Origin of the sequence: Phosphitispora fastidiosa (genome assembly GCF_019008365.1) — a bacterium.
Lineage (GTDB): Bacteria > Bacillota > Thermincolia > Thermincolales > UBA2595 > Phosphitispora > Phosphitispora fastidiosa.
Genome location: NZ_JAHHUL010000001.1, coordinates 283,577 through 307,640, shown reverse-complemented (window position 1 = coordinate 307,640; position 24,064 = coordinate 283,577). Strand labels below are relative to the sequence as shown.

The window sequence follows — 24,064 nt, the reverse complement described above, 5'->3', positions numbered from 1 at the left end:
CCTTTTATTATTTATAAAAAGGTGGTAAAATGTAATGAGTTGATTTTTCAGGAGGTCTTTGGGTCACATGAAACAGAGCTTTATTATTGCAAGCGATGCCGCACCGTATCTTGCCGTTTTGGGGATTTTGACAGCAATTGCCCTTTATGTTTTTCCACCTGTTGCGTTGCTTCCGGGAATTTTACTTTTGTTTGTGGCCTTCTTCTTCAGGAATCCCAAAAGGCGGATACCTTCAGATGAAGGGGTCTTGGTGTCACCTGCTGATGGGACCGTCATGGATATTTCAGAGATTTATGAGGACAGGTTTCTGAAAAGCAGGGCTGTAAAAGTAACTATTTTCCTGTCGATTTTTAATGTTCACCTTAATCGGTCTCCTATCAGCGGAACTGTCAAATACCGCAGTTACAGGCCAGGCAAGATGATTCCTGCTTTCAAGAGTCATGCTTCGGAAATTAATGAAAGGAACTATGTCGGTATAGAAAATGATATTCTTAAGGTAATGGTTATCCAAATAACGGGGTTTATTGCCCGGCGCATCGTGTGTTGTGTGGAAAATAATGACACCTTGTCAAGGGGAGATCTCTTTGGTCTCATCAAATTCGGTTCTTGTACGGAGTTGATTGTCCCGACAGATGTCCATATTTTGGTGGCAAAAGGACAGAAAGTTGTTGGAGGGGAAACAGTTATTGGGAGGCTTACAGATGAACATTAAATTTATTCCGAGCCTGTTTACTTTATCCAACCTGCTGCTGGGAATAACCTCACTGATTTTTACCATGGAGGACGAGTATATCATATCAGCATCCATGATTTTGCTTGCTATGATTCTTGATGCCATGGACGGGCGGGTAGCCAGGCGACTTGATGCAACTTCTACTTTCGGGAAGGAATTGGATTCTCTGGCTGACCTGGTTTCCTTCGGTGTTGCGCCGGCTATACTGGTCTATGCTCTTGAACTGAAGTCCTTTGGGCCTGCAGGACTCATAGTATGCATAGCCTTTGCCCTTTGCGGCGCTATCAGGCTGGCCAGGTTTAATGTATTAAATGTTTCAGACTATTTTATAGGTGTTCCCATAACTGCTGCCGGAAGCTTGGTGGCTCTTATTGTACTGATTGGACACAGAGTATTTATACCGCCAATGGTTTATCCTGTACTCATGGTTGTCTTATCTTACCTGATGGTAAGCAATATTAAGGTGCGGAAATACTGAGACAATTTGGATACAAAATAATGAGGCTGTTGAAAACCGTCTGAGGTGATAACGGTTTTAACAGCCCTGAAGGTTGCGGGAAACGTTTCCCGCCTTATTGATTGTTATCCGCATGTGTTTGCGGATGGTGTTGTGGCGATTTGTGTCGAAATCATTGCTAATTAAATATTTTAATCAATGCTTTTCTGACAAATTGCGGAAGTCTGATAAAGTAAACTCGCAAGACCTCTCACCCCTTTATAATTCCGAATCTGTATATATATTATGGGAGACCGGCAGAATGGTGACTGTCCAATTCAAAAGTTCTTCAGAGAGATGTTTCAGGTCTCTTTTTTTTAATTGCGAACGCACGAATTACGCGGGTCTACAATTTTATTTAATTTTCGGAAAAATTTTTAAATGGAAAAAGGAATTATAAGGCCCGCATAGAATAAAATTATACAGGACATACTGTGTAATTTTATCACTTAATTTTGTTATAGTTTTCACATGGAAATTTATTCATTTTATAACCTTTTTAAGGAGGTGTTGGAACCGTCCATCACTGATATTCGGGTATTTACTTCTGACAAAGAGGGGTTGAGTAATGAGTTCTATGTTAAATTTATCTGCACAACAAAGAGAACACGGCGACTTCGCTGACAGGGTTTTTGAGGAATGCGGCGTAGATGTCCGTAAGTGCTACCAGTGTGGGAAGTGTTCTGCCGGATGTTCTGTTCATATCTGCGGCGGCATGGATATTTCCCCAAACCGTGTTATGCGTATGGTACAGCTCGGGATGGAAGAAGAGGTCATGAGGACAAGGACCATCTGGGCGTGTGTCCTGTGTTCCACATGTACAGCTCGCTGTCCCAGGGATATTGATATCCCCAGAGTTATGGACACAATCCGTATTATGGCCAAAAAGCGCGGTATTACCGAGGGCTTTAATAATGCTAATGTGTTCCACGATATCTTCATGAATTCCATTATAAAGTATGGCCGCGTATATGAGGCCGGATTATTTGTAACCCTGAAATTAAAGCAGTCAGGTACTATGTTTGCCGACCTGGCCATCGGTGTTCCGGCGATGATAAGCGCTGTTTTCAGAATGCCAAAATTTCCGCCGAAGATGAAGAATTCGGACCAGATCCGTAAAGTTGTCGAAAATTGCAAAAAGATTGAAGGTGAGAACTAATGCGATACGCTTATTATCCAGGATGTTCCCTCCATTCAATGGAAACGTCCTATGACCTTTCCGTGAAAGCGGTTTGCAAGCACCTGGGAGTCGAATTATGGGAAATTCCGGACTGGGTTTGCTGCGGCGCCAGTTCGGGCCATAGTATGGGCCATCTTGTCGGCCTGGCTATTCCGGCTAAAACTCTGGTCAAGGCTGAAAAAGAGGGCCTTGATGTTTTGGCCCCTTGTGCCGCCTGCTGGCAGAGGATGGTCTGGGTTAACCACGAAATCAACAACAGTCCGGAAATGAAAGACAAGATAAGCAGGGCTATTGAGGAAGAAATTAATGGTACCAGCAAAATATTTTCCATAATTGACTTCCTTGCCGCTATTGGTATGGATAAGATAGCCCAGACGGTGAAGAAACCCTTAAAAGGCTTGAAGGTAGCTTCATATTATGGCTGTTACTATGTTAAACCGCCAAAAGTTGCTCATGTTGATGATTCGGAAAACCCGCATTTAATGGATGACATGATGAAGGCTCTGGGCGCTGAGGCTGTTGACTGGCCGTTCAAAACCGAATGCTGCGGCGCCTCAATGATCTTCCAGGATGTGGACACTACGGTGTCAATGAGCAAAAAAGTTGTTGAGATGGCTTATAAGGCCGGTGCAGATGTGATTGTTACCGCCTGTCCGGTATGTGAGATGAATCTTGATATGAGGATGGAACAGATTAACAAGAAGTTTAAGACCAATTATAAGATTCCGGTGGTTTATTTTACAGAGTTAATGGCTTATGCCATGGGGTCGATGCCGCAGGAAATCGGTCTTGACAGCGGACATTGTACCGACACCCAATTATTGATGGCTAAAATCAGCTAGATTTTAACTAATAAAATCTTATTTTATGGGGAGCGATGCAAATGAAGAGAATAGGGGTGTTTCTTTGCTGGTGCGGCTCCAACATCGGGGGAGTAGTTGAGGTTCCTAAAGTGGCGGAATTTGTCAGAACCCTGCCCGGTGTAGCCTTCGTCCAGGAGAACAAGTATACTTGTTCTGAACCCGGACAGGCAGCCATGATCCAGGCAATCAAAGAACACAAAATTGATGCAGTGGTAGTTGCTTCCTGCTCACCGCGGATGCACCTGCCAACCTTTCAGAAGGCTGTTGAAACTGCAGGCTTGAACCCGTATCTGGTTGAAATGGCGAACCTCAGGGAGCATTGTGCCTGGGTACATTCTGCTGAACCGGAGAGGGCAACCCAGAAGGCTATGGATCTGGTTCGTAAGGCTGTGGCTAAGGTAGCCAAATTGGAACCGCTCTATGAGAGCTTTATCCCGGTAACCAAGCGTGCGCTTGTTATCGGCGGCGGTATTGCCGGTATCCAGGCTGCTCTGGATATTGCTGATGCCGGCCACCAGGTTGTTATTGTGGAGAAGGAAGCCACCATCGGCGGGAGGATGGCACAGCTTGACAAGACCTTCCCGACCCTTGACTGCGGCGCCTGAATTCTCACACCAAAGATGGTTGCTGCGGCGCAGCATCCGAACATTACGCTTTACACCTACTCTGAAGTTAATGCGGTAGGCGGCTATATTGGCAATTTTGATGTAACCATTAAAAAGAGAGCTAAGTATGTTGATTACTCCAAGTGTACCGGTTGTGGTATGTGTGAAACCAAGTGTCCCACCAAAAAGGTAACCAGTGAGTTTGATGAGGGTATGGGTCAGCGGACTGCCATTTACAAGCCCTTTGCCCAGTCAGTTCCTAACAAGCCGGTCATAGACAACAAATCCTGCAAGAAATTACTCGAAGGTAAATGCGGGGTTTGTGCCAAGGTTTGCCCTGCCGGGGCAATCAATTATGAAGACCAGGACGAACTGATAACCGAAAAATTCGGGGCTATTGTTATGGCCACCGGTTTTGACCTGATTAAATGGGGAGATTACTATCCTGAATATGGCGGGGGAACCATTACTGATGTTATTGACGGCCTGCAGTTTGAGCGTCTGGTCAATGCTGGTGGTCCCACCGGAGGCAAAATCAAGCGTCCCTCAGATGGCGAGACTCCTCAGACAGTTGTATTTATTAAGTGTGTTGGCTCAAGGGATACCCTTAAAGCCAAGTCATACTGTTCCAGAGCTTGCTGTATGTATACTGCCAAGCATGCCCACCAGGTGCGCGAGAAAATCAAAGGCTCCGATGTGTACGTCTTCTACATGGATGTACGTACTCCGGGTAAGCTGTATGACGAATTCTACATGCGGACCAGGGAGCAGGACGGAGCCAAGTATATCCGCGGCCAGGTATCCAAGATATATCAGGATGGCAGTAAGCTTATTGTCCGTAGTGAAGACACCCTGGTTGGCAAGAGTGTTGAGGTTGAGGCAGATATGGTAGTTGTAGAGACTGCTATGGTGTCCCGTCCGGATGCCGTTCAGGTGGCTCAAACGGTTGGTTTCTCATATGACAAGGATGGTTGGTTCACGGAAGCCCACCCGAAACTCCGTCCGGTGGAGACAAATACCGGAGGTGTGTTCCTTGCCGGATGCTGTCAGGGACCAAAGGATGTTCCTGACACTGTATCCCAGGCCAGCGCTGCGGCTGTCAAGGTTGTTGGCATGTTCTCCAAAGACCAGATGGCTACCAACCCGCAGATTGCAGCAGTTAATGAGGCAACCTGTGTCGGGTGTCTGCTCTGTAAACCAATTTGCCCATATAAGGCTATTGAGGCTAAGGAAATTCAAGAAAGAGTTCATGGTGAAACTGTTACCCGTACGGTTGCCAGCGTAAACTCCGGTCTCTGTCAGGGATGCGGGGCCTGTACCGCTGAATGCCGTTCCGGTTCCATTAACCTTAAAGGCTTCACCAACCTACAATTACTTGCGGAGGTGGATGCTGCATGTCTGTAAACGAAAAAGACCTGTCAAACTGGCAGCCAAAGATACTCGGTTTTGCATGCAACTGGTGCAGCTATGCAGGTGCGGACGTATGCGGGGTAAGCCGTTTTCAGCATCCTTCAACCATGAGGGTTGTCCGCGTTCCCTGTTCCGGGCGGGTTAACCCGCACTTTGTACTGAGGGCATTTCAGAGGGGGATTGATGGTGTCCTCGTAGGTGGCTGACACCCGGGAGACTGCCACTATGTTAGTGGTAATTATTATACCAGGAGAAGGTTTCTGGTCCTGAAACGACTCCTGGAGTATGTTGGATATGAACCTGGCCGTTTTAACGCACGCTGGATCTCTGGTTCGGAAGGCCAAAAATGGGCTGATACCACCAAGGAAATGACAGAACAGATTAAAGCCCTGGGTCCGAACAAGAGATTTGCAAAAGAATAGGGAGTTGAGGTGTGCATATGAACAAGGTAACTGAAAATCTTAGAAAAACAGCGGCCAAGTTATTACAGGACCAGGAAGTTAAAATGGTTATTGGGTACGGCACCGGTTCAGAGGCCGGGCGGACCCAGCCGGTATTTATAACATCCCCCGAAGATGCTGAAAAATTAGTTTGGAACCCATTCTGTGTTAATGGTCTGACCAAATACCTGTCAGATTTAAAGGGTTTTGACGGCAAAATTGCCGTTGTGGTTAAAGGCTGTGATTCCCGCGGTATATTCAGGCTGACCCAGGACAATATCATCCCGCGGGATAAAGTTGTTGTCCTTGGTATTCCCTGTGCGGGACAGATGTCATATCAGAAACTGGCAGCCAAAATCGATGTTTCCGGTCAGCTTACTGATGTGGATGAAAAAGGTGATAACCTGGAGCTTAAGACGACAAAGGGTAATTTCACTGTCAAGAAGAGTGAAGTTTTGCTTGACAAGTGTGCCCTCTGTGAGAACCATAACCCGGTTATTGCCGACCATCTGCTGGGTGATAAGATAGAGATAGCGCCTAAGCCGGAGGATTACGAAGAGATTAAGAAATATGAAGCTTTGTCAGTTGAAGAGAAAGCCAAGTTCTGGCTGTCTCACTTTGAACGCTGCATCCGCTGCTATGCATGCCGGAATACCTGTCCGGGATGTACCTGCAGGGAATGTGTGTTTGATGCTATTAAGCCTGACTGGGTTGGCAAGGAACTGAATGTTTCCGAAAATGAACTTTTCCACCTGACCAGGGCCATGCACCTTGCCGGTCGCTGTGTTGACTGCGGCGAGTGTGACCGGGTATGCCCCATGGATATCCCTATCAGACTGTTAAACAAGAAACTGCTCAAGGATTGCAAGGAATTATTTGAAATGGCTACTCCGGGTTCATCCGAAGAAGGCGGCTCCGTACTTGGACAGTACCGCCTGGAAGACCCCGAAGAATTCATGTAGGATGGAGAGGTGATTAACAGATGGCGAATAAATCCATTAAAAAGGACCAGGTGAAAAGCCTGCTTGATAAGCTCGCTCAGAGCAACCAGCTCATCGCCCCCATCCAAAGTGAAGGGATTACCTTATTTAAACCTGTTAAATCAGGTGAAGGCGTAGTGCTGGATTACCAGAATGCTCTGGTGCCGCCAAAGGACTTTTTCTTCCCTCAGAGTGAGAAGATGTTCACATACGATACTACTGACCCGTCATGGGCTATTACACCTGTAGATGGAGTCCCCAATAGGGTTTTGTTTGGGGCCAGGCCCTGTGATGTTAAGAGCATCCTGCTTCTCGACAAGGTATTTGATGCCGAGTTCAGAGATGACTATTACCTTGATAAGCGTAACAAAACCACCATTGTGGCTCTAAGCTGCAATGATGCCAGGCATACCTGCTTCTGCGGCGCATTTGGGATCTCACCGGGTGAGGCTGAAGGAGCAGATATCCTGCTGACCGACCTTGGTGACAGATACCTGGCAGAAGTGCTGACTGAAAAGGGTGAGGCTTTGGTCTCTTCTTGCAGCAGCCTGTTTACCGACGATGACGGTAATGGGCCGGCTGCCAAGGAAAAGGCAGTGGCTCCTGCCAAAGAAAAACAGATGCAGATAAGCCTTGAAGGGGTTAAGGAAAAACTGGATAACATGTTTGACCATCCCATTTGGGATACTGAATCTCTCAGGTGTATCGGGTGCGGGACCTGCACTTTTGTATGTCCGACCTGCCACTGCTTTGATATTGTTGACTTCAACAACCAGAGTTCAATTGGATACCGGTATCGCTGTGCAGACTCCTGTCAGTTTGCCAACTTCACCAGGGCTGCCGGCGGGCATCAACCGCGCCCCAGTAAGAAGGAGCGGACCCGCCAGCGTTTTATGCACAAGCTGAGGTATTTTGTTGACCGTTACGGCGATTTTGGCTGTGTAGGCTGTGGCCGTTGCGTTGAGAAATGCCCTGTCAACCTCGACATTGCACAAATCATCAACAAAGTAAAGGAGGTTGGCTAATATGTCCTGTAACTGCAATACTAGGGAAATAAAAGCCCCGTTGTTACCCAAAATAGCAACTATACAAAAGATAATCGATGAGAATGATAATATTAAAACATTCCAGGTTACTTTTGATGAAGAGGGAGTTTTAGAAAACTTCGGGAACCTGCCGGGCAACTGTGGGATGCTGTCCATCCTGGGAGTTGGCGAGGTCATGATTTCCATTACTTCTTCACCGACCAGAAAAGGCTTTTTGGAGTTCTCTATTGCCAATGTTGGAAGGGTGACCAATGTTATCCACCAATTAGATGTTGGTGAAAAGATAGCTATCCGCGGCCCATATGGCAACAACTTCCCCTTTGAAGAGATGAAGGGCAAGAACTGCCTCTTCGTGGCCGGTGGTATTGGTCTAGCGCCGCTCCGTTCTCTGATTGACTATGTTCTGGATAACCGTGATGACTATGGTCGTGTTGACATCGTCTATGGCGCCAGGACTTATGACCTGTTGTGTTTCAAGTATGACATCTTTGACAAGTGGCCCAAAATCAAGGATACCCATATCCACATTACCCTGGATGCTGAAGATCCTAAATGGGATGGACGCATAGGATTTATTACCCAGGACTGGTTACAGGAAATTATACCCAATATTGAAAACACCGTTCCGGTAACCTGTGGACCGCCAATTATGATTAAAATACAGCTCGGCAACTTCCAAAAAATGGGCTGGAAGCCCGAACAGATTATTACCACCCTGGAAATGAACATGAGATGCGGTGTTGGTAAATGCGGTCGCTGCAACATTGGTGAAAAGTATATCTGTGTTGACGGACCTGTATTTAACGTGGCCCAGATTAACCAGCTGCCACCTGAGTATTAATTCTCCAGGTTAGCCTATTGAGATTCATAGGATGTATTGAGAGTTACCAGGATGTAAATATGTGTGTTTTATAATGAGAGTGTCCCGTAAACGGGACACTCTCTGCTTTATTGCCATAGACCATGTATTTTTTGAGCCTTAAATTGTAATATTGACAGGGGTAGATGTGTTCCGGAAGGCGGTGTCTGTATGCTGCAGCCGGTCCGGTTCTTGGGAAGCTGCCTGACGCATATATATTAGTACGAAAACTAATGGCGGAGGTTGCACAAATGGGTAATGTAATTGCACGGGCCTTAACAAAGGGGTTAGATTCTCCTGCCCGCAGGGGGAACAGAAGGATGAGTTTTAGGCTTTTCTTCGGAACAGGTCTATTTATCGCAGGAGTGGTCATAACAGTAGCTGGAATTATTTCGGGAGGCATATAAAATGTATTAAAAATTTGTATAATGCAGAAGGAAAATTCTCGCAGAGAGTCGAAAAATCAATGTATTAGAAAAAATTTCCGGAGGTAACTTAATGGCCTCTATGATATCGCAGAACTGTTGCTTGAATAAAAAGAAATACTTTGCTGAACAATATGTAGACAATTCTGCATCTGCCATTATTGCAATAGACATAGAAGAAAAAGTGGTCATTTTCAATCAGGCTGCTGAAGATATAATGGGTATACCGGCAGATGAGATTCTGGGAAGGCCTTTTTGCGAACTTCAGGACCGAAAAACAGGAACACAGGACAGTATCTTGCTAAACACTCTGCGAATCGGGAGGCCATACAGTCATGTTGAGGCTAATATCGAAACACCATTGGGAATCATGAATGTAATGGCCTATACTACCCTGGTGAAAGATGAAAATGACAATGTAATTGGCGGGATTTTGAGCATACGGGATGTCACCGGTCAGAAACAGCTTGAAGAAAAAGTTGTGAAAGCAGAAAAGTTCTCTGTTATCGGGGAACTTGCGGCAGGTATTGCCCATGAGGTGAGAAATCCCCTGACATCTATCAAGGGGTTTCTGCAGTTGTTGGCACAGCGATTTCACAAGAACGACCAGGTTCAGCAGTATATAAGTATAATGCTTGATGAGATCCGGAGAATCAATAATATCATCTCCGAATTTTTGCTCCTGGCGAGACCGACGGTCCCTATCAAAAAGGTTACCGGAATCCATGGTATTCTTGACGAAATTGTCCTTTTAACTGAGGGAGAATTATATATAAAAAATATCCATTTAATAAGGGAGTATGATAATAGCTGTCCGACAGTTACAATTGATGTGGAACAGATAAAACAGGTATTTTTAAATTTGGTTACCAATGCCACTGCGGCAATGCCTAATAAGGGCAGGCTTACCATAAAAACGGCATATGACAGATTTGAGAATGCAGTCAGGATTTATTTTACCGATACTGGAATTGGTATAGACCCTTCTCACCTGGGCAGTATTTTTGACCCCTTTTTTACCACCAAGGAGGAGGGGACAGGCCTTGGTCTTACAGTATCGTACCGGATTATAGAAAATCATGGTGGTAAAATAGAAGTTCACAGCAGGCTGGGAGAAGGAACCAGCTTTATTGTCACCATTCCGGTAAACAAACAATAATTGAATCCGGTTCTTTTCAGAACTAACAGTTGGAGGAGACATGTTCATTCCAGAAGGGATCTGCAAATGCAGCGGTCCGCTCGGAATTAATTTGTCTCCTCCTTGCGTCAGATGGAGTTCAAACTTCACCTGAGATCCAAAAATCCGGTAATTATTCGCCAACACCCCAGATACCGCCCAGACACCCGGCTATTACAGCAGCCAGGATTTTTTTCAGGACCGCAAACCCCAAAACCCCATGAGGGAATACAGTACTGAATACTGTTGCCAGGACCAGGAAGATTAATCCGACTCCCAAACCGTGCAGCCAGCCCATCTTACCGGCCCTTCGTGCCGAAACCAGACCACCCAGGAAGATACTGACAAACAATATTGCCAACCCGATGACAGGGACCAGCCGTTCATTGAAAATGGTGTAAAACATTACCGTACCGCTTATTGTCATAAGAATCACCGATGCTATAACCGCGAGCAGAGAACCATAAAGAATTGCTGTGAAGTTAATATTTCCCTGTGGTTTTACTGTAGTGGTCAGCTTAAAGCTCACTTAATCACCTCCCAAAATTCAATTGTTTGTACAAAAATATTACCGAATCTCCGGAAATATTACTTATATTAAAAAAGTTGACACAGAGCCAAAACAGGAATAAAATTATGAGTGAGTACTCACTCATATGAATGCGGTTTTGGAAGGGGATGTTTGCTTTTGGGGGAACAAACCTCAAAAAGACGGCAGCAGATAATGGATGCTGCTATAAAAGTATTTGCAAAAAAAGGATTTAACGGTACAACAACAAGGGAGATAGCAAGGGAGGCCGGGATTGCTGAAGGAACTATTTTTCGCTATTTTAAAACTAAAAAGGACCTTTTGTTAAGCCTGGTGAGCCCATATGTTGTTCAAAGCCTTGCCGATACCCTTGAAGAGGTTTGCGGTGAAGATGACGAAACGGTTTTAAAAGCAATTCTTCGGAACAGGTTAAAAATTATCAATAAAAACATTGATCTTGTCAGGCTGCTGCTTGCCGAATCTCAGTTTCACCCCGAATTAAGGGAACTGTTTGTAGCTAAAATCGTAATGGAGGCAGCGGGCTTGCTGGAAAGGTATATTGCGCAAAAGATCGAAGACGGGGAGTACAAAGATATCGAACCTGCTATTGCGGTACGCGCTCTTGCCGGAATGACAGGAATTTTTGTGCTGTGGAGAGAGTATTTGGCGGGTGAAAAATACATTGCCTTTGAAGACGAAAAAGTTGTCGATGCAATTGCAGACATATACTTAAACGGAATCAGGAAGAGGTCTGGAGGAGGGAGTGTACAGGGATGATAACACTATATGGCAGTTTTGCAAAAAAAAGGACAGGTATATTATTAACAGGCGCCGCATTATCGGTCCTGGTATCATTTCTGTTTACAGCATCAGGCTGTGGCAGCAAGACTGATGACGGAATCCATGTTTCCGGTACTGTCTCTGCCGCAGAGGTGACTGTTAGCGCTGAAACCGGGGGAAGGATTACTGATATAACTGTTCAAGAGGGTGTTTATGTAAAAAGGGGAGAGGTTTTAGGGCGGCTTGACTCTAAAGTCCAGGCTCTCCAGGTAAATAAGGCCGAGGCCGGGCTGCGGGCAGCCGTTGAGAAAGCCAGGGAGACCAAATCAGGAAGCAGAGAACAATTGATAGCCCAGGCAGAGTTCACTGTCAACCAGTTTGATTCTCTTCAGCAGGGAGCCAGGCATACTATGCAAAATGCCGGCGAGACCCTGGAGCGGTTGAAACGGCTGTTTGCAGAGGGGGGGGCCACCCAGCAGCAGTTGTCTGATGCTGAAACAGGTTTGGCAGCGGCAAAGGCTCAATATGAGTCTTTTGCCTCGCAAAAAGGGTCAGCAGAGAAGCAGCTTGAGCTGTTGAAAAACGGGGCGACCAAGGAGACGGTCAATATCGCTGATGCCGGGGTAGAGTTGGCCCAGGCAGAGCTGGAAATAGCCAGGGCAAACCTGGAAAAAACGATTCTCTGTGCCCCGGTTGATGGGATTATAAGTTCAGTGAACTTCAATAATGGGGAAGTGGTTGCACCTGGTGCCGGATTGGTAAGCGTGCTGGTGAACAGAGACCTGTGGATTGATGTTTACGTGAGCGAGACCGAATTGCCGCATATAAAACTGGGGCAGCAGGCGGAAATCAGTATTGATGCTTTTCCTGAGAAAATATTTCATGGCCGGGCAGCCTTTATTTCCCCTGAAGCCGAGTTTACTCCCAAAAACCTTCAGACAAAAGATGAAAGGGTAAACATGGTTTTTGCAGTAAAAATTATGGTGACTGACGGAAACGATATTTTTAAGCCGGGGCTTCCGGCAGATGTCAGGATTCTGACCAGTCAGGAGGAATAACAGTGCAGACTGCAGCTCAGGTGAAGGAATTGACCAAAAGCTTCGGAGACCATGTCGCGGTTAGTCAGGTTTCCTTTGCAGTAAAAAAGGGTGAGATATTCGGGTTTCTGGGTTCCAACGGCTCAGGGAAGTCTACCACAATCCGGATGCTTTGCGGAATTCTGACCCCGACCTCTGGAAGTGGACAGGTATTAGGCTATGATATATACTCCCAGGCAGAGAAAATTAAACAAAATATCGGATACATGTCACAGAGGTTTAGTTTGTACGAGGAACTTACAGTTATGGAAAACTTGGAGTTTTATGCGGGAATTTACGGCCTGAACCGTTCACAGCAGAAACAGCGCATTTCTCAGGTGATTGAACTGGCCAGCCTTGAAGGCAGAGAGGGTTTTCAGGCACGGATGCTGTCAGGGGGCTGGAAACAGAGACTGGCTTTGGGGTGTGCTTTGCTTCACAGGCCGCCCCTGCTGTTCCTGGACGAACCTACCGCAGGTGTTGACCCGGTTTCCAGAAGGATTTTTTGGGAAATTATTAGGTATCTTGCAAATTCCGGGATTACAGTATTTGTGACAACCCATTACATGGATGAGGCTGAACTATGTGATTCTATCGGCTTTATCCATAATGGAATATTAACAGCTTATGGAACACCGGAAAACCTTAAGAAGGAATATGGGTATAAAACCCTTGAGGACGTGTTTATTGCGTTAGTGGGGAGCGAGGAGCTGAACAGGGTCAGGGAATTATTTGAAAGGGAGACCTTAATCCCATAAGGGGAGGGAAATAATGAACATACGCAGGATACTGTCAATTGTTAAAAAAGAGATAATTCAGATTAGAAGAGACCCACCCAGTCTGGTTATGGCTTTTGTGGTGCCGGTAATGATGCTGTTGATATTTGGTTATGCAGTAACTACAGATGTGGAACATATAAAAACTGCTGTCATGGATATGTCCAAGAGCCAGCAAAGCAGGCAGATGATTAGTGTTTTCAGAAACACCGGATATTTTGACCCTGACCTGTATGTTGAAAGCACCGGTGAAATGACCCGTCTTCTTGATAGCGGGCAAGCCAAGGTGGGGCTTATCATTCCCCCGGATTATGCGGTTAAGCTGCACCGGGGCGAACAGGCAGCGCTGCAGCTTTTGGTTGACGGGTCAGACCCTCTGGTAGCCCGCACCGCGCTATCTACAGCCCAGGTAATCACACAGAAAGAGTCCTATGATATAAAGGTGAAAACAATCAGGCAGGCAGGTGCCGGCGGTGATTTTCAGCCCGCGGTGGATCTGAGATACAGGGTCTGGTATAACCCCGATATGGAGAGCATGAAGTTTAATATCCCGGGCCTGGTGGGTCTGATACTGCAGAACATTACAATTCTGCTGACAGCTTTTGCCCTGGTCCGGGAACGGGAGAGGGGGACACTCGAACAGCTGCTGATAACTCCGGTCAGGCCTGCAGAACTCATAATCGGCAAGCTGATACCATATACAGTGATAGGTTTTGTTGATGTATTAATCATTTTAGGTTTCGGTGTGTTTTGGTTTAATGTGCCGGTAAATGGGAGTATCGTCCAACTGTTGTTTTTTTCTTTACTATTTTTAATGGGCGCCCTGGGGCTGGGCCTGTTTGTTTCCACAATTGCCAAAACTCAGCTTCAGGCCATGCAGATAGGATTTGCTATCATACTGCCCAGTGTACTCCTGTCAGGGTTTATGTTTCCCAGAGAATCGATGCCCCAGGTAATCCAGGCGATTGGTTATGCTCTGCCCCTGACCTATTTTCTGCAGATATTACGGGGAATTATATTAAAAGGGGTTGGCTTCACCTTCCTGTGGAAAGATATCATGATGTTAACTGCATTTGTTATAATTATACTTGTCCTGTCAGTAATCAGACTCAACAAACGACTTGACTGATCACGGCGCTAATTTAAGCCCACTGACAGCATTAGTTATTTAGGAAAGATGGCAGTTGGTCTTCCTCTTTGATTATATGGTGTCTTAGAACATGCTCAAGCCGCGTGCTGATATCAACGATTATTGCAGTGTCCTGTGCCTCAACAGCTGTGATGTACGCATCAAAAAGAGAATAAAGTTCTTCGTGCTCCTGCAGCATATCATCAATGAAATCCGACCCTGCAGGACTCTTTTTTTTAATTTCAACATAGATATTGGTTTCTTCACTTTTAAAATGAGGGATAATGACATTGTTGATAATATCGGCAAATTCTCTGAATTCAACAAATGTATTGGGTGTTGACATCCCAGCCTTCAGGTCCATTACGTTGCCGGTAAACTTGGCCAGCAGAATCATTACTGATTTGTGGTCCTCATGATATGTTTTCATCCAGTCCATATTATCTCCTCCTTAGTTTTTAAGTTTCTTGGGAATAGGGGTTTTTTATGTTCAAGGTTTTGCGCCTTGAACTTTTTTCCTCTAAGCTGCTATTAAAATGACTTTGCAGTACGGTGAGGTGTTGTCCAAGATTTTCCTAGCACTGATGCCGTGAGAAATATTACCGCAGTTCCGCTAAGCGAAGTACGGGACGCGGGCCACGGAAGGCCCGCGCCGCCACTGACCAGTGCGGAGCCGTTGCCGCTTTAGCGGCTTACGGCTTCCGGCCTACCCCTTGCGGGTACGGATGGCGAATTGGCGGTGCTCCCGGACTTCGTCAGGAACAAGGGTAGATTTCTCCGGCATCAGTGCGGAACATCGGGACAACACCTCACCGTATTTCATTCCACGAAAACCGCATTTCAGACCTTGAAACCTGCATTTCAAACCCATATGACAGGAAACGAACCGAAATATATGTAATAATATCATCAGATAACGAAACTAAATGCGATGGAGTTGAGGAGATTTGAACATTTCCGGCCACAATACATTTCTTTTATCTGATACAGCAATTATACCATCTATAATCATTATTGCAATCTTTTTGGTGTTTGTATACATCAGAAGCAAACGAAATCTTATCCGAGATGTTCAAAAAAAGGTGTTGATTCAAAATCCGTGTCTTATTTCTAACATAACCTTTCCAGCCAGGCATAAGAGAAGTGTATCACTTATTGCGGGCTTGACCGGAATCAGCGGAAGCGGAATATTGACAGTAGCCCAGGAGGGGGTTCAATATTTTGGCTACAAAGGTAGGGAAATCCCCTTGAATATTTCGATTGATGCAGCCAGACTTGAAGCAGTCTGGCTCGGGAAAGTCAGGCCTTTAAGCTCACGGCACTGGTTAGTGGTGGGTGATGGCAGCGAGAAACATTATTTTACTGCGGAAACAAGCAAAATGTTTGCTGACAACCAAGAAGAAACTAAGGAGATTTATGACTGTATTTGCTCAAAGGTGGGTAAATAAACCAGTCAGCTATGATTATGGAAAAGTCATTGACCTCAGGGGACTTAAAGGTAAAAGTATTATCAGCGCTGAAAGTGGTTTGTGAAGCCCGGTTGTTTGATAGGTCACTTATGGCATCACCTGTTGTTTTCTCCATTTATGAAATGGGGTTGTCAGGCAGTAGGCAGTTTAATGTAGTGGCAGAGCTTCGCTACAATTACAGGAATGGCTTGGCAGACTATAAGCACTGGTTCATCAACTGCGATGATGCTGAGATTGTTACAGTTGATACCCTGAAAAGATTTTTAGTCAGTCTGAGACACTTTTCTGAGCATAATATCAGAAAAATATTCATTACCTCAAGGTATCCTTTCAACAGAGGCGCCGTAAGGTATGCATTTGAAAAAAGGATTGGTCTGGCGCGTGTTTCTCCTGCTGCCGCAAATAAAAAACCTGATACAGGCAGTGACCTAATTTTGGGGATTGGTCCCCTGGAACTGAAAAAAGCGCTGTGCAACAATGAGTTTGGCATCAGAAGAAAATCATTTTACGGTTTTACCAGCAGGGGTAAGATAGAACACTTTGGATCTCTGGAAAACTATTTTCGCAGGGAAATGTTCAATATAATTCCATAAACGGCATAACTGTCCTGACTAAAGAGGGGCAATTTTTTTTGCGTTTGAAGAGGCAGGAAAGCATTACCTGACTTCCATAGTAAAGGAATAATTAAATAATGTGGCGAATTGTTCCTAGAACCAGACAAAGCGAGGTGGAAGGCTTGGAACTGCGGTTTATACTGGGGCGCGCCGGCGCCGGGAAGACGGGATATATATTTAAATATGTTCAGGAGGAGCTTGAGCGAAATCCGGACGGGTCCCCCATAATAATATTAGTACCGGAACAGGCGACCTTCCAGATGGAATATTACCTGTCAGCAAAGCTTGGCCTGGAGGGGTCTGTGAGGGCACAGGTCCTGAGCTTCCGCAGGCTTGCTTTCAGAGTGTTGCTGGAGACCGGAGGAGCGGCACGAACACCGGTGGGTGAACTTGGTAAAAGGATGATTTTGCGCCGCCTTCTGGAAAAGCACAAGCATGAATTAAGATTGTTTGGAAGTACTGCCGGACGCCCCGGCTTTCCGGACTGCCTTGCCAGGAGTATCGGGGAAATGAAGACTTACCTGATATCACCGGAGAAGCTGGAAAATGCGGCATCGCTGCTGGCAGAAAACGGACGGCTGCTGACAGATAAATTAACTGATATGGCTTTTTTGTATAAAGAGTTAGAAAAACAACTTGAAGACAGTTATACAGATCCGGATGATTACCTGAACCTTCTGGCAGAACAAATGCCCAAGGCCGAGACCTTTAATCAGGCCGAATTCTGGATAGACGGTTTTAAAGGATTTACGCCACAGGAACTGAAGGTAATTGAGGCCATCGTGCAGTCAACCGGTGCAGTAAACATATCTCTTTGTATTGATTCCACAAGTGTGGCGGAAAACCTTACCGAGAACGATGTATTTTACCCTGTATGGGAGACTTATAACAAACTGAAAGGGATCGGGGATAGGCTGCAGGTGAAAATTGCCAGCCCGGTCACATTCTCTGATGAGCCGCCCCGGCGTTTCTGTTCGGCAGGCGATCTGGCTCATCTGGAGAAATACTTTTTCAGCTATCCGGCCCCGCAATATCCGCCAAACCCGGGAAATGTCAGAATTGCTGCTGCTGCCAACAGAAGGGCTGAAGTAGAGGCATGTGCCCGGGAAATCATCCGCCAGGCCAGAGATGAAGGCAGGAGGTGGCGTGATTTCACAGTTTTGCTGCGGGAACTGGAAATGTACCATGACTTGATTACCGGTATTTTCACAGACCACCAGATACCATTTTTTATTGATCACAAACGAAAGGTAATGCACCATCCCTTGATTGAACTGATTCGTTCCGCACTGGAAACATCTGTGAAGAACTGGGCTTATGAGCCGGTATTCCGCTATCTGAAAACAGATCTGGTTCCGGTTGACCGGGAAAGTATCTATATGCTGGAAAACTACGTGTTAGCGAACGGCATCAAGGGATTTCGGTGGACAGACGACCGGGATTGGTCTTACCGGAAACAGAATACCCTGGGAGATGACCGGGAATTAACTGAAGAAGAAAGGGCCGGGCTGGCACAGATTAACGATACCAGGAGAAGGGCAGCCGGGGCGCTGACGGATTTTTGCCGTAAAATTGATACTGCCGGGAATGTTCGGGAGATGACAGCTATTCTGTATGAACTGCTGGAAGACCTGGGGGCCTGGAATACAATTAAAAGGTGGCGCGAAACCGATCATTGTGCAGGTAATATAGTATCTGCCAGGGAGCATACCCAGGTCTGGAAAAGTGTTATTGATTTATTTGATGAGGTGGTCGAAGCCCTGGGAGATGAGCAGACAGATTTGCCTACATATGCCGGAATCCTGGAAGCAGGTTTTGCCGGCCTGACACTTGGCATGATACCTCCCGGGCTTGACCAGGTGGTGGTGGGATCCCTTGACCGCTCCCGCAACCCGGATGTTAAAAACGTATTTATCCTGGGAGCCAGTGATGGGGTGTTTCCGGCCAGGCTTTCTGATGACGGGATATTTAATGATACTGAAAGGGAAAGGCTGGAACTGGCGGGAATAAGTTTAGCGCCGGGAAGCCGGAAAAAGTCTTTTGAGGAACAGTTCCTGGTTTATACTGCCCTCACCAGGGCCAGTGAGCGGTTGTGGGTTAGTTACCCGCTGGCTGATGACGAGGGCAGGGCCATTGGAGTATCACCGGTGATATCCAGGATCAGGGAACTGCTTCCTGGGGTCAGGGAAGACGGTTTTCAGGTAGAGCCCTTTACCGGTAGTGAGGCTGAGGGCATTGAATTCCTGGTTCATCCGGGGAGAGCACTGTCATACCTGGCTGGAAGGCTTCGCGATGCCAGAACGGGAAGGCCGGTTCACGGTATCTGGTGGGAGCTTTATAACCGGTTTATCTTAAGGGATGGTTCGGGTAAGGCCGGACAGGTCATGAATGCGGTATTTGGAGACAATACCGAAAAAAACCTCTCAAGAAGTACCAGCAGTATGCTTTACGGGAAAAACATCAAGGCCAGTGTTTCCAGGATAGAGCGTTTTGTATCCTGCCCTTTTGCGCATTTTTCTTCTTACGGGTTAAAGCTGAAAGAAAGGAATACGTTTCGTCTGGAAGCCCCCGATATGGGGGAACTTTTCCATGCCGCTCTGAAGGGGTTTGCCCAGGCGGTGGAGCGGAAGGGGGACGACTGGGGTAACCTGAGCAGGGAGGAATGTCTCCGGCTGAGTGAACAGACAGTTGATGAGCTGATACCGGGACTGCAGAACCAAATTCTATTGAGCAGCGCCAGATACCGGCACTTGGCCGGGAAACTTAAAAGGGCGGTTAACAGGGCTGCCCTGATACTTACCGACCATGCGCGCCGCAGCAGCTTCAGGCCGTGTGGGCTGGAAATATCCTTTGGGCCGGGAGGTCTGATGCCGGCAAAGATTATTCAGCTTCCGGGGGGTGAAACCCTGGAACTGGCCGGGCGTATTGACAGGCTTGACCAGGCTGTTTCTGAAAACAGCATTTATCTGAGGGTTATTGACTATAAATCAGGAGACCGCCGCTTAAACCTTGAAGAGGTTTATTACGGGCTGAGCCTGCAGTTGATTACATATCTTCATGTTGCTCTGGAGTATTTCGCTAAAGCCCAGGCCCAAGGCTGCCTGGTAAAGCCTGCCGGGATTCTCTACTTCACTGTTACCGATCCTCTGCTGCCGGTCCCTGGACCAATGACAGCCGCAGAGGCTGAGAGAGCAGTTGCTCTAAAATTGAAGATGAAGGGACTGCTGTTAGATAACCGGGCTGTATTCCGGTTAATGGATGCCTGGACTGAGACAGGCTATTCTGATCTATTTCCGGTCGGGATAAAGAATGACGGGACTTTTTACAGCAGCGCACCGGTCATTGGAGAAAAGCAGTTTGAACTGCTGTGCCGTTTTGTGGAGACGATTTTTCAGGATTACGGAAAGGGAGTTCTTGGTGGCAATGTCAATATCAGTCCTTATAAAATGCGGCATCAAAATGCCTGCCAATACTGCCGGTTCAAACCTGTATGCAGTTTTGATACCCTCATGGAAGGCAATCTTTTCAGGGTCCTGCGTCCTGTCCCGGAAAATGAGCTTTGGCAGAGGATATCAATGACAGCTGCCGGGGAAGGAGGTAAATCATGAGCGCTCCGAAATGGACACCGGAACAGCGTGATGCCATAACTGCACGAGGCTGTAACCTCCTGGTTTCTGCGGCGGCAGGCGCCGGAAAAACCGCCGTGCTCGTGGAACGGATTATCAGGCAGGTTACTGATATCTACAACCCTATTGATGTGGACAAGCTGCTGGTGGTGACTTTTACTAAGGCAGCGGCTGCTGAAATGCGGGAGCGGATAAGCGCCGCTATTGCCCGGGAACTCAACAATAACCCCGATTCCCTGCACTTAAGGCGCCAGTTGACCCTGCTAAACAGGGCTTCGGTAACTACCCTGCACTCCTTCTGCCTCGACATTCTGCGCCGGTATTTTTATAAAACAGACCTGGACCCTGCCTTCAGGATAGCTGATGATAATGAGGCTGCCCTGCTGCGCCTGGAGGTATTGGGGGAGTTATTCGAAGACTGTTATGAGAACAGAGATGAGGAGTTCCTTAAGCTGGTGGATGCATATGGCGGCTTACGGGATGACAGCTTTCTTCAGGACATGGTCCTGAAACTCTATGAGTTTTCTCACAGCAATCCGTGGCCTGAAGAGTGGCTGGAAGGTATTTATGATAAGTACTTGGCTGCGGGGGGGGGAGCCCCTGAGGCCCTTGACTGGGGCCGTTCCATAAAGGAATCAGTGCAGCTGCTTCTTAAGGGATGCGGTGACATCCTGGCTGACGCCGTGCGGACAGCATCCAGACCTGGCGGTCCTGCTGTCTACCTGCAGAACCTCAATGATGACATCCTTCTGGTTGACGATTTGCTGAAGGCTGCTTCAAGCTCCTGGGATGCCCTGTACAGCGTAATTAACAGCGCTCTGTTTAGTAAGCTGAAGCCTTGCAAAGGCAGTGATATAGACGAATATGCCCGGGACAAAGTAAAGCACAGCCGGGATGAAGTGAAGAAGACGGTTAATAGAATCAGGGCCGATTTTTTCTCCCGACCGGCGGCAGACCTGACTGCAGACCTTGTATTGATGGCGCCTCTGGTGAAGCGGTTGTCCTGTCTGACCATGGAATTCAGGGAAAGATATGCCAAAGCCAAGAATGACCGCTCCTTGGTTGACTTTTCAGACCTGGAGCATTACTGCCTGAAAATACTGATGGACCCGGCCTCAGTTCCCGGCAGGATAATCCCCTCAGATGCAGCCTGTGAAATGCAGGAGTATTTTACGGAGGTCTTTGTCGATGAGTATCAGGATACAAATGAGGTCCAGGAAACAATTCTGAATCTCGTTTCCGGAACAGGGGAGAATGCCACCAACCGGTTTATGGTTGGGGATGTCAAACAGTGTATCTACCGGTTCCGGCTGGCAGAGCCTGATTTGTTTCTGGAAAAGTATCACCAATACCCACGCTCCCAGGGGGGGCCTGAGAGGGGAATTGATCTGACCCGGAATTTCCGCAGCCGTTGTGAAGTTGTGGCTGCTGTTAACTATATATTCAGGCAGCTAATGAGCGGAACCCTTGATAGACTGGTCTATGATCAAAAGGCGGAATTAGTCCCCGGGGCGCAGTACCCTGACTGTGCAGCCGGTGTTTATAGTGCGGCCGATACCCCTATTGAAGTATATCTGCTGGAAAAGGATAATGTTTCCGGTGATGGAGATCTGCCGCAGGCTGAAGAACTGCCGCAGTCCGAAGGGCTGCCCCAGGACGGGGATTCTGACTCCGGCATGGAGTATGAACCGGAAGACCTGGATGCCACTCAGCGGGAGGCGCGGGTGACTGCAAAGAGAATAAGGGAAATGGTGTTAGGGAAAAAAGATGACGACACTCCGGGTCTTTTTGTGTTTGACGGGAAATCCGGGGATTACCGGCCGGTCAGGTATCGCGATATTGTTGTTCTGCTCAGGACAACCAGGAATACGGCAAATGTATTTCTGGAGGAATTCAGGGTTATGGGAATTCCGGCTTATGCCGATCTGGGCACAGGATATTTTGAAGCTGTTGAAGTAGAGACAATGATGTCACTCCTGAGGGTGATAGACAATCCGAGACAGGATATCCCGCTGGCCGCAGTCATGCGCTCTCCGGTGGTTGGGCTCAGCGCCGATGAACTGGCTTTTGTCCGCACCCATGACAGTAAAGGTGATTATTATGATGCGGTGCAGAAGTGTGCTGCCTCCAGTACAGGTATCGGTATCAAACTGGGGGCATTTTTGGAGCGGTTGGAAACCTGGCGGACCCTGGCAAGAAGGGGACCCCTTTCAGACCTTATTTGGAGGCTGCTGAATGAAACCGGGTATTTCGCCTATGTGGGCGGCATGCCCGGGGGCGCCCAGCGCCAGGCGAACCTGCGTGCCTTATATGACCGGTCCCGCCAGTTTGAGGCAACCAGTTTCCGGGGTCTGTTCAGGTTTCTCAGGTTTATCGAAAGATTCCGGGAAACAGGCAGTGACATGGGAACTGCCGGGGCGCTGGGTGAGAATGAAGATGTGGTCCGGATTATCAGCATTCATAAGAGCAAGGGGCTTGAATTTCCGGTGGTTTTTGCTGCCGGACTGGGTAAACAGTTTAATACCGCAGATCTCAGTAAAAAATCACTGCTGCATAAGAAAATGGGCCTGGGGCTGCCGGTTGTGGACCCAGAGCTGCGCCTGACCTATCCGACTATTGCTCAGCATGCCATTAAGCTATGCCTGAAAAAGGAACTCCTGGCCGAGGAGCTGCGCATACTGTATGTAGCGCTTACAAGGGCCAGGGAAAAGCTGGTCCTGGTAGGAACAGTGCCAAACCTGGCCAGGGCAGCTCTCGGGTGGTGTGAAACAGGTCGCAGAGCCGACCCGGAACAGCGCTTTCTGCCAGAAACCGCGCTGATGTCGGCAAGGAGTTACCTGGATTGGATAGGTCCTGCTTTGTCAAGACATCCCGACGGCGCCGCCCTGAGAAAAATATCCCCCGAAACAGGGGATGATTGGGCGGTCCTGGCTGATATTACGAGGTGGGAAATAATCATCCCTGAGCCACGGGCATCCCTAGCTGTATTGCCTGAGACGGGCTGTGAGCATGAGCAATTTATGGCACAGGTAAGACACCTGGAACCGGTTGCAGTTGAAGACCGCTATGGTGAATTCCTGGAAAACAGCCTTAACTGGAAATATCCCTGCACAGAATCTGCCGGTATCCCTGCCAAGGCTTCGGTAACGGAAATGAAGCAAAGATTTGCTGAAGCGGCAGAGGAAGCAGTGGAAGTAGACGAAGTAAATGAAGCAGTGGAAGCAGGCTCAGCAACAGATAAAGAAACAGAGAAAACCACAGCTATCCAAGGTGTCAGGCCCAAATTCCTGCAAAGGGTATCCGGTTTGTCGGCAGCGGAAAAAGGCTCGGCCATGCACCTGGTGATGCAGCATCTGACACTGGCAGAAGAGATGGATCATGACACTATCGTCCGGCAGGTACAGAGCATGCAGACAGCCGGGATGCTTACAGCTGAACAGGCGGCAGCCGTCAACATCACTGCTGTGCTGAAGTTCTTTAACGGGCCTCTGGGGCACAAGATGAAATCTGCCCTTAGAGTTAAACGGGAACTGGCATTCACTATGGCTGTGCCGGTATCCGAAATATATTTTGCCACAGGTGATAGTGACGCTGCAGGTGTGCTAGGCGGCAGCGGAGAGGAAAAGGTGATAGTTCAGGGTGTCATTGACTGCCTGATTGAAGATGCTGATGGATATAGCCTTATTGATTACAAGACCGACTACATTCCACCTGGAGGAATAGCAGAAACCGCAAAGAAATACCAGGGCCAATTGCGTCTATACGGCATGGCGGTGGAACGGATACTCAAGAGACCGGTGAAGGAGAAATACCTGTACTTTTTTGCAGCCGGCAGTGAAGTAAAGTGTTAG

Annotated in this window: 21 protein-coding genes; 19 read left to right on the top strand and 2 right to left on the bottom strand. The window is 47.4% G+C overall.

The window, feature by feature from the left end:
• Positions 1 to 67: 67 nt before the first annotated feature.
• The 11 genes from Ga0451573_RS01510 to Ga0451573_RS01460 all read left to right on the top strand — a co-directional run bounded on the left by Ga0451573_RS01510 (position 68) and on the right by Ga0451573_RS01460 (position 10,196).
• Complete coding sequence (locus Ga0451573_RS01510) at positions 68 to 712, top strand: phosphatidylserine decarboxylase family protein (protein ID WP_231682099.1); 645 nt, start codon at positions 68 to 70, stop codon at positions 710 to 712.
• Positions 702 to 1,211: a CDP-diacylglycerol--serine O-phosphatidyltransferase gene (gene pssA / locus Ga0451573_RS01505; RefSeq protein ID WP_231682098.1), complete on the top strand. Its 510-nt coding sequence runs from the start codon at positions 702 to 704 to the stop codon at positions 1,209 to 1,211. Before Ga0451573_RS01510 ends, pssA begins: the two co-directional genes overlap by 11 nt.
• 586 nt (positions 1,212 to 1,797) lie before the next feature.
• Positions 1,798 to 2,388 (top strand): 4Fe-4S dicluster domain-containing protein, encoded by a 591-nt coding sequence (locus Ga0451573_RS01500; protein WP_231682097.1) that lies wholly within the window; start codon positions 1,798 to 1,800, stop codon positions 2,386 to 2,388.
• Positions 2,388 to 3,251, top strand: a complete 864-nt coding sequence (locus Ga0451573_RS01495) for a CoB--CoM heterodisulfide reductase iron-sulfur subunit B family protein (RefSeq protein ID WP_269438027.1) — start codon at positions 2,388 to 2,390, stop codon at positions 3,249 to 3,251. The genes Ga0451573_RS01500 and Ga0451573_RS01495 overlap by 1 nt, the downstream gene beginning before the upstream one ends.
• 41 nt (positions 3,252 to 3,292) lie before the next feature.
• Positions 3,293 to 5,281: a CoB--CoM heterodisulfide reductase iron-sulfur subunit A family protein gene (locus Ga0451573_RS01490; protein WP_231682095.1), complete on the top strand. Its 1,989-nt coding sequence runs from the start codon at positions 3,293 to 3,295 to the stop codon at positions 5,279 to 5,281.
• Positions 5,272 to 5,709 carry a hydrogenase iron-sulfur subunit gene (locus Ga0451573_RS01485; RefSeq protein ID WP_231682094.1) on the top strand — a complete coding sequence of 146 codons (438 nt, stop codon included), beginning with the start codon at positions 5,272 to 5,274 and terminating at the stop codon, positions 5,707 to 5,709. The genes Ga0451573_RS01490 and Ga0451573_RS01485 overlap by 10 nt, the downstream gene beginning before the upstream one ends.
• A gap of 17 nt (positions 5,710 to 5,726) precedes the next feature.
• Positions 5,727 to 6,689, top strand: a complete 963-nt coding sequence (locus Ga0451573_RS01480) for a 4Fe-4S dicluster domain-containing protein (protein ID WP_231682093.1) — start codon at positions 5,727 to 5,729, stop codon at positions 6,687 to 6,689.
• 20 nt (positions 6,690 to 6,709) lie between these two features.
• Positions 6,710 to 7,732 carry a 4Fe-4S dicluster domain-containing protein gene (locus tag Ga0451573_RS01475; RefSeq protein ID WP_231682092.1) on the top strand — a complete coding sequence of 341 codons (1,023 nt, stop codon included), beginning with the start codon at positions 6,710 to 6,712 and terminating at the stop codon, positions 7,730 to 7,732.
• Position 7,733: 1 nt separating this feature from the next.
• A complete protein-coding gene (locus tag Ga0451573_RS01470; protein ID WP_231682091.1) occupies positions 7,734 to 8,594 on the top strand; it encodes an FAD/NAD(P)-binding protein in 861 nt (286 codons plus the stop codon).
• Positions 8,595 to 8,863: 269 nt separating this feature from the next.
• Positions 8,864 to 9,019, top strand: coding sequence for a hypothetical protein (locus Ga0451573_RS01465; protein WP_231682090.1), 156 nt, complete (start codon positions 8,864 to 8,866; stop codon positions 9,017 to 9,019).
• Between the two features lie 91 nt (positions 9,020 to 9,110).
• Positions 9,111 to 10,196 (top strand): two-component system sensor histidine kinase NtrB, encoded by a 1,086-nt coding sequence (locus Ga0451573_RS01460; protein ID WP_231682089.1) that lies wholly within the window; start codon positions 9,111 to 9,113, stop codon positions 10,194 to 10,196.
• Positions 10,197 to 10,347: 151 nt separating this feature from the next.
• On the opposite strand, the gene Ga0451573_RS01455 is transcribed toward Ga0451573_RS01460, so the two are convergent.
• On the bottom strand, positions 10,348 to 10,743 hold the full coding sequence (locus tag Ga0451573_RS01455; protein ID WP_231682088.1) for a TIGR04086 family membrane protein: 396 nt from the start codon (positions 10,741 to 10,743) through the stop codon (positions 10,348 to 10,350).
• Positions 10,744 to 10,902: 159 nt separating this feature from the next.
• Here Ga0451573_RS01455 and Ga0451573_RS01450 point away from each other — a divergent pair, with 159 nt between their 5' ends.
• From Ga0451573_RS01450 to Ga0451573_RS01435, 4 genes are read left to right on the top strand one after another with little or no spacing between them, the layout of a single operon-like run.
• Positions 10,903 to 11,520, top strand: coding sequence for a TetR/AcrR family transcriptional regulator (locus Ga0451573_RS01450; RefSeq protein ID WP_231682087.1), 618 nt, complete (start codon positions 10,903 to 10,905; stop codon positions 11,518 to 11,520).
• Positions 11,517 to 12,581 (top strand): HlyD family secretion protein, encoded by a 1,065-nt coding sequence (locus Ga0451573_RS01445; protein ID WP_231682086.1) that lies wholly within the window; start codon positions 11,517 to 11,519, stop codon positions 12,579 to 12,581. The genes Ga0451573_RS01450 and Ga0451573_RS01445 overlap by 4 nt, the downstream gene beginning before the upstream one ends.
• Positions 12,582 to 12,583: 2 nt before the next feature.
• The gene (locus Ga0451573_RS01440; RefSeq protein ID WP_231682085.1) at positions 12,584 to 13,357 is read left to right on the top strand and encodes an ABC transporter ATP-binding protein; all 774 of its coding nucleotides are present in this window, start codon (positions 12,584 to 12,586) and stop codon (positions 13,355 to 13,357) included.
• 13 nt (positions 13,358 to 13,370) lie between these two features.
• Entirely contained in the window at positions 13,371 to 14,504 is a 1,134-nt protein-coding gene (locus Ga0451573_RS01435) for an ABC transporter permease (protein WP_231682084.1), read from the top strand.
• Between the two features lie 31 nt (positions 14,505 to 14,535).
• Here Ga0451573_RS01435 and Ga0451573_RS01430 read toward each other — a convergent pair whose 3' ends face one another.
• Positions 14,536 to 14,943 carry a hemerythrin domain-containing protein gene (locus tag Ga0451573_RS01430; RefSeq protein ID WP_231682083.1) on the bottom strand — a complete coding sequence of 136 codons (408 nt, stop codon included), beginning with the start codon at positions 14,941 to 14,943 and terminating at the stop codon, positions 14,536 to 14,538.
• A 508-nt stretch (positions 14,944 to 15,451) separates the two neighbouring features.
• Here Ga0451573_RS01430 and Ga0451573_RS01425 point away from each other — a divergent pair.
• From Ga0451573_RS01425 to addA, 4 genes are all read left to right on the top strand, one after another.
• On the top strand, positions 15,452 to 15,952 hold the full coding sequence (locus Ga0451573_RS01425; RefSeq protein ID WP_231682082.1) for a hypothetical protein: 501 nt from the start codon (positions 15,452 to 15,454) through the stop codon (positions 15,950 to 15,952).
• 17 nt (positions 15,953 to 15,969) lie between these two features.
• A complete protein-coding gene (locus Ga0451573_RS01420; protein ID WP_231682081.1) occupies positions 15,970 to 16,566 on the top strand; it encodes a hypothetical protein in 597 nt (198 codons plus the stop codon).
• A gap of 143 nt (positions 16,567 to 16,709) precedes the next feature.
• Positions 16,710 to 20,195 (top strand): helicase-exonuclease AddAB subunit AddB, encoded by a 3,486-nt coding sequence (addB, locus tag Ga0451573_RS01415; RefSeq protein WP_231682080.1) that lies wholly within the window; start codon positions 16,710 to 16,712, stop codon positions 20,193 to 20,195.
• Entirely contained in the window at positions 20,192 to 24,064 is a 3,873-nt protein-coding gene (gene addA, locus Ga0451573_RS01410; RefSeq protein WP_231682079.1) for a helicase-exonuclease AddAB subunit AddA, read from the top strand. Before addB ends, addA begins: the two co-directional genes overlap by 4 nt.

Bases quoted from the DNA above. Each gene is read 5' to 3' on its own strand.
- Ga0451573_RS01510 (WP_231682099.1), top strand. From the start codon at position 68: ATGAAACAGAGCTTTATTATTGCAAGCGATGCCGCACCGTATCTTGCC.
- pssA (WP_231682098.1), top strand. From the start codon at position 702: ATGAACATTAAATTTATTCCGAGCCTGTTTACTTTATCCAACCTGCTG.
- Ga0451573_RS01500 (WP_231682097.1), top strand. From the start codon at position 1,798: ATGAGTTCTATGTTAAATTTATCTGCACAACAAAGAGAACACGGCGAC.
- Ga0451573_RS01495 (WP_269438027.1), top strand. From the start codon at position 2,388: ATGCGATACGCTTATTATCCAGGATGTTCCCTCCATTCAATGGAAACG.
- Ga0451573_RS01480 (WP_231682093.1), top strand. From the start codon at position 5,727: ATGAACAAGGTAACTGAAAATCTTAGAAAAACAGCGGCCAAGTTATTA.
- Ga0451573_RS01475 (WP_231682092.1), top strand. From the start codon at position 6,710: ATGGCGAATAAATCCATTAAAAAGGACCAGGTGAAAAGCCTGCTTGAT.
- Ga0451573_RS01470 (WP_231682091.1), top strand. From the start codon at position 7,734: ATGTCCTGTAACTGCAATACTAGGGAAATAAAAGCCCCGTTGTTACCC.
- Ga0451573_RS01465 (WP_231682090.1), top strand. From the start codon at position 8,864: ATGGGTAATGTAATTGCACGGGCCTTAACAAAGGGGTTAGATTCTCCT.
- Ga0451573_RS01460 (WP_231682089.1), top strand. From the start codon at position 9,111: ATGGCCTCTATGATATCGCAGAACTGTTGCTTGAATAAAAAGAAATAC.
- Ga0451573_RS01445 (WP_231682086.1), top strand. From the start codon at position 11,517: ATGATAACACTATATGGCAGTTTTGCAAAAAAAAGGACAGGTATATTA.
- Ga0451573_RS01435 (WP_231682084.1), top strand. From the start codon at position 13,371: ATGAACATACGCAGGATACTGTCAATTGTTAAAAAAGAGATAATTCAG.
- Ga0451573_RS01430 (WP_231682083.1), bottom strand. From the start codon at position 14,943: ATGGACTGGATGAAAACATATCATGAGGACCACAAATCAGTAATGATT.
- Ga0451573_RS01420 (WP_231682081.1), top strand. From the start codon at position 15,970: ATGGAAAAGTCATTGACCTCAGGGGACTTAAAGGTAAAAGTATTATCA.
- addA (WP_231682079.1), top strand. From the start codon at position 20,192: ATGAGCGCTCCGAAATGGACACCGGAACAGCGTGATGCCATAACTGCA.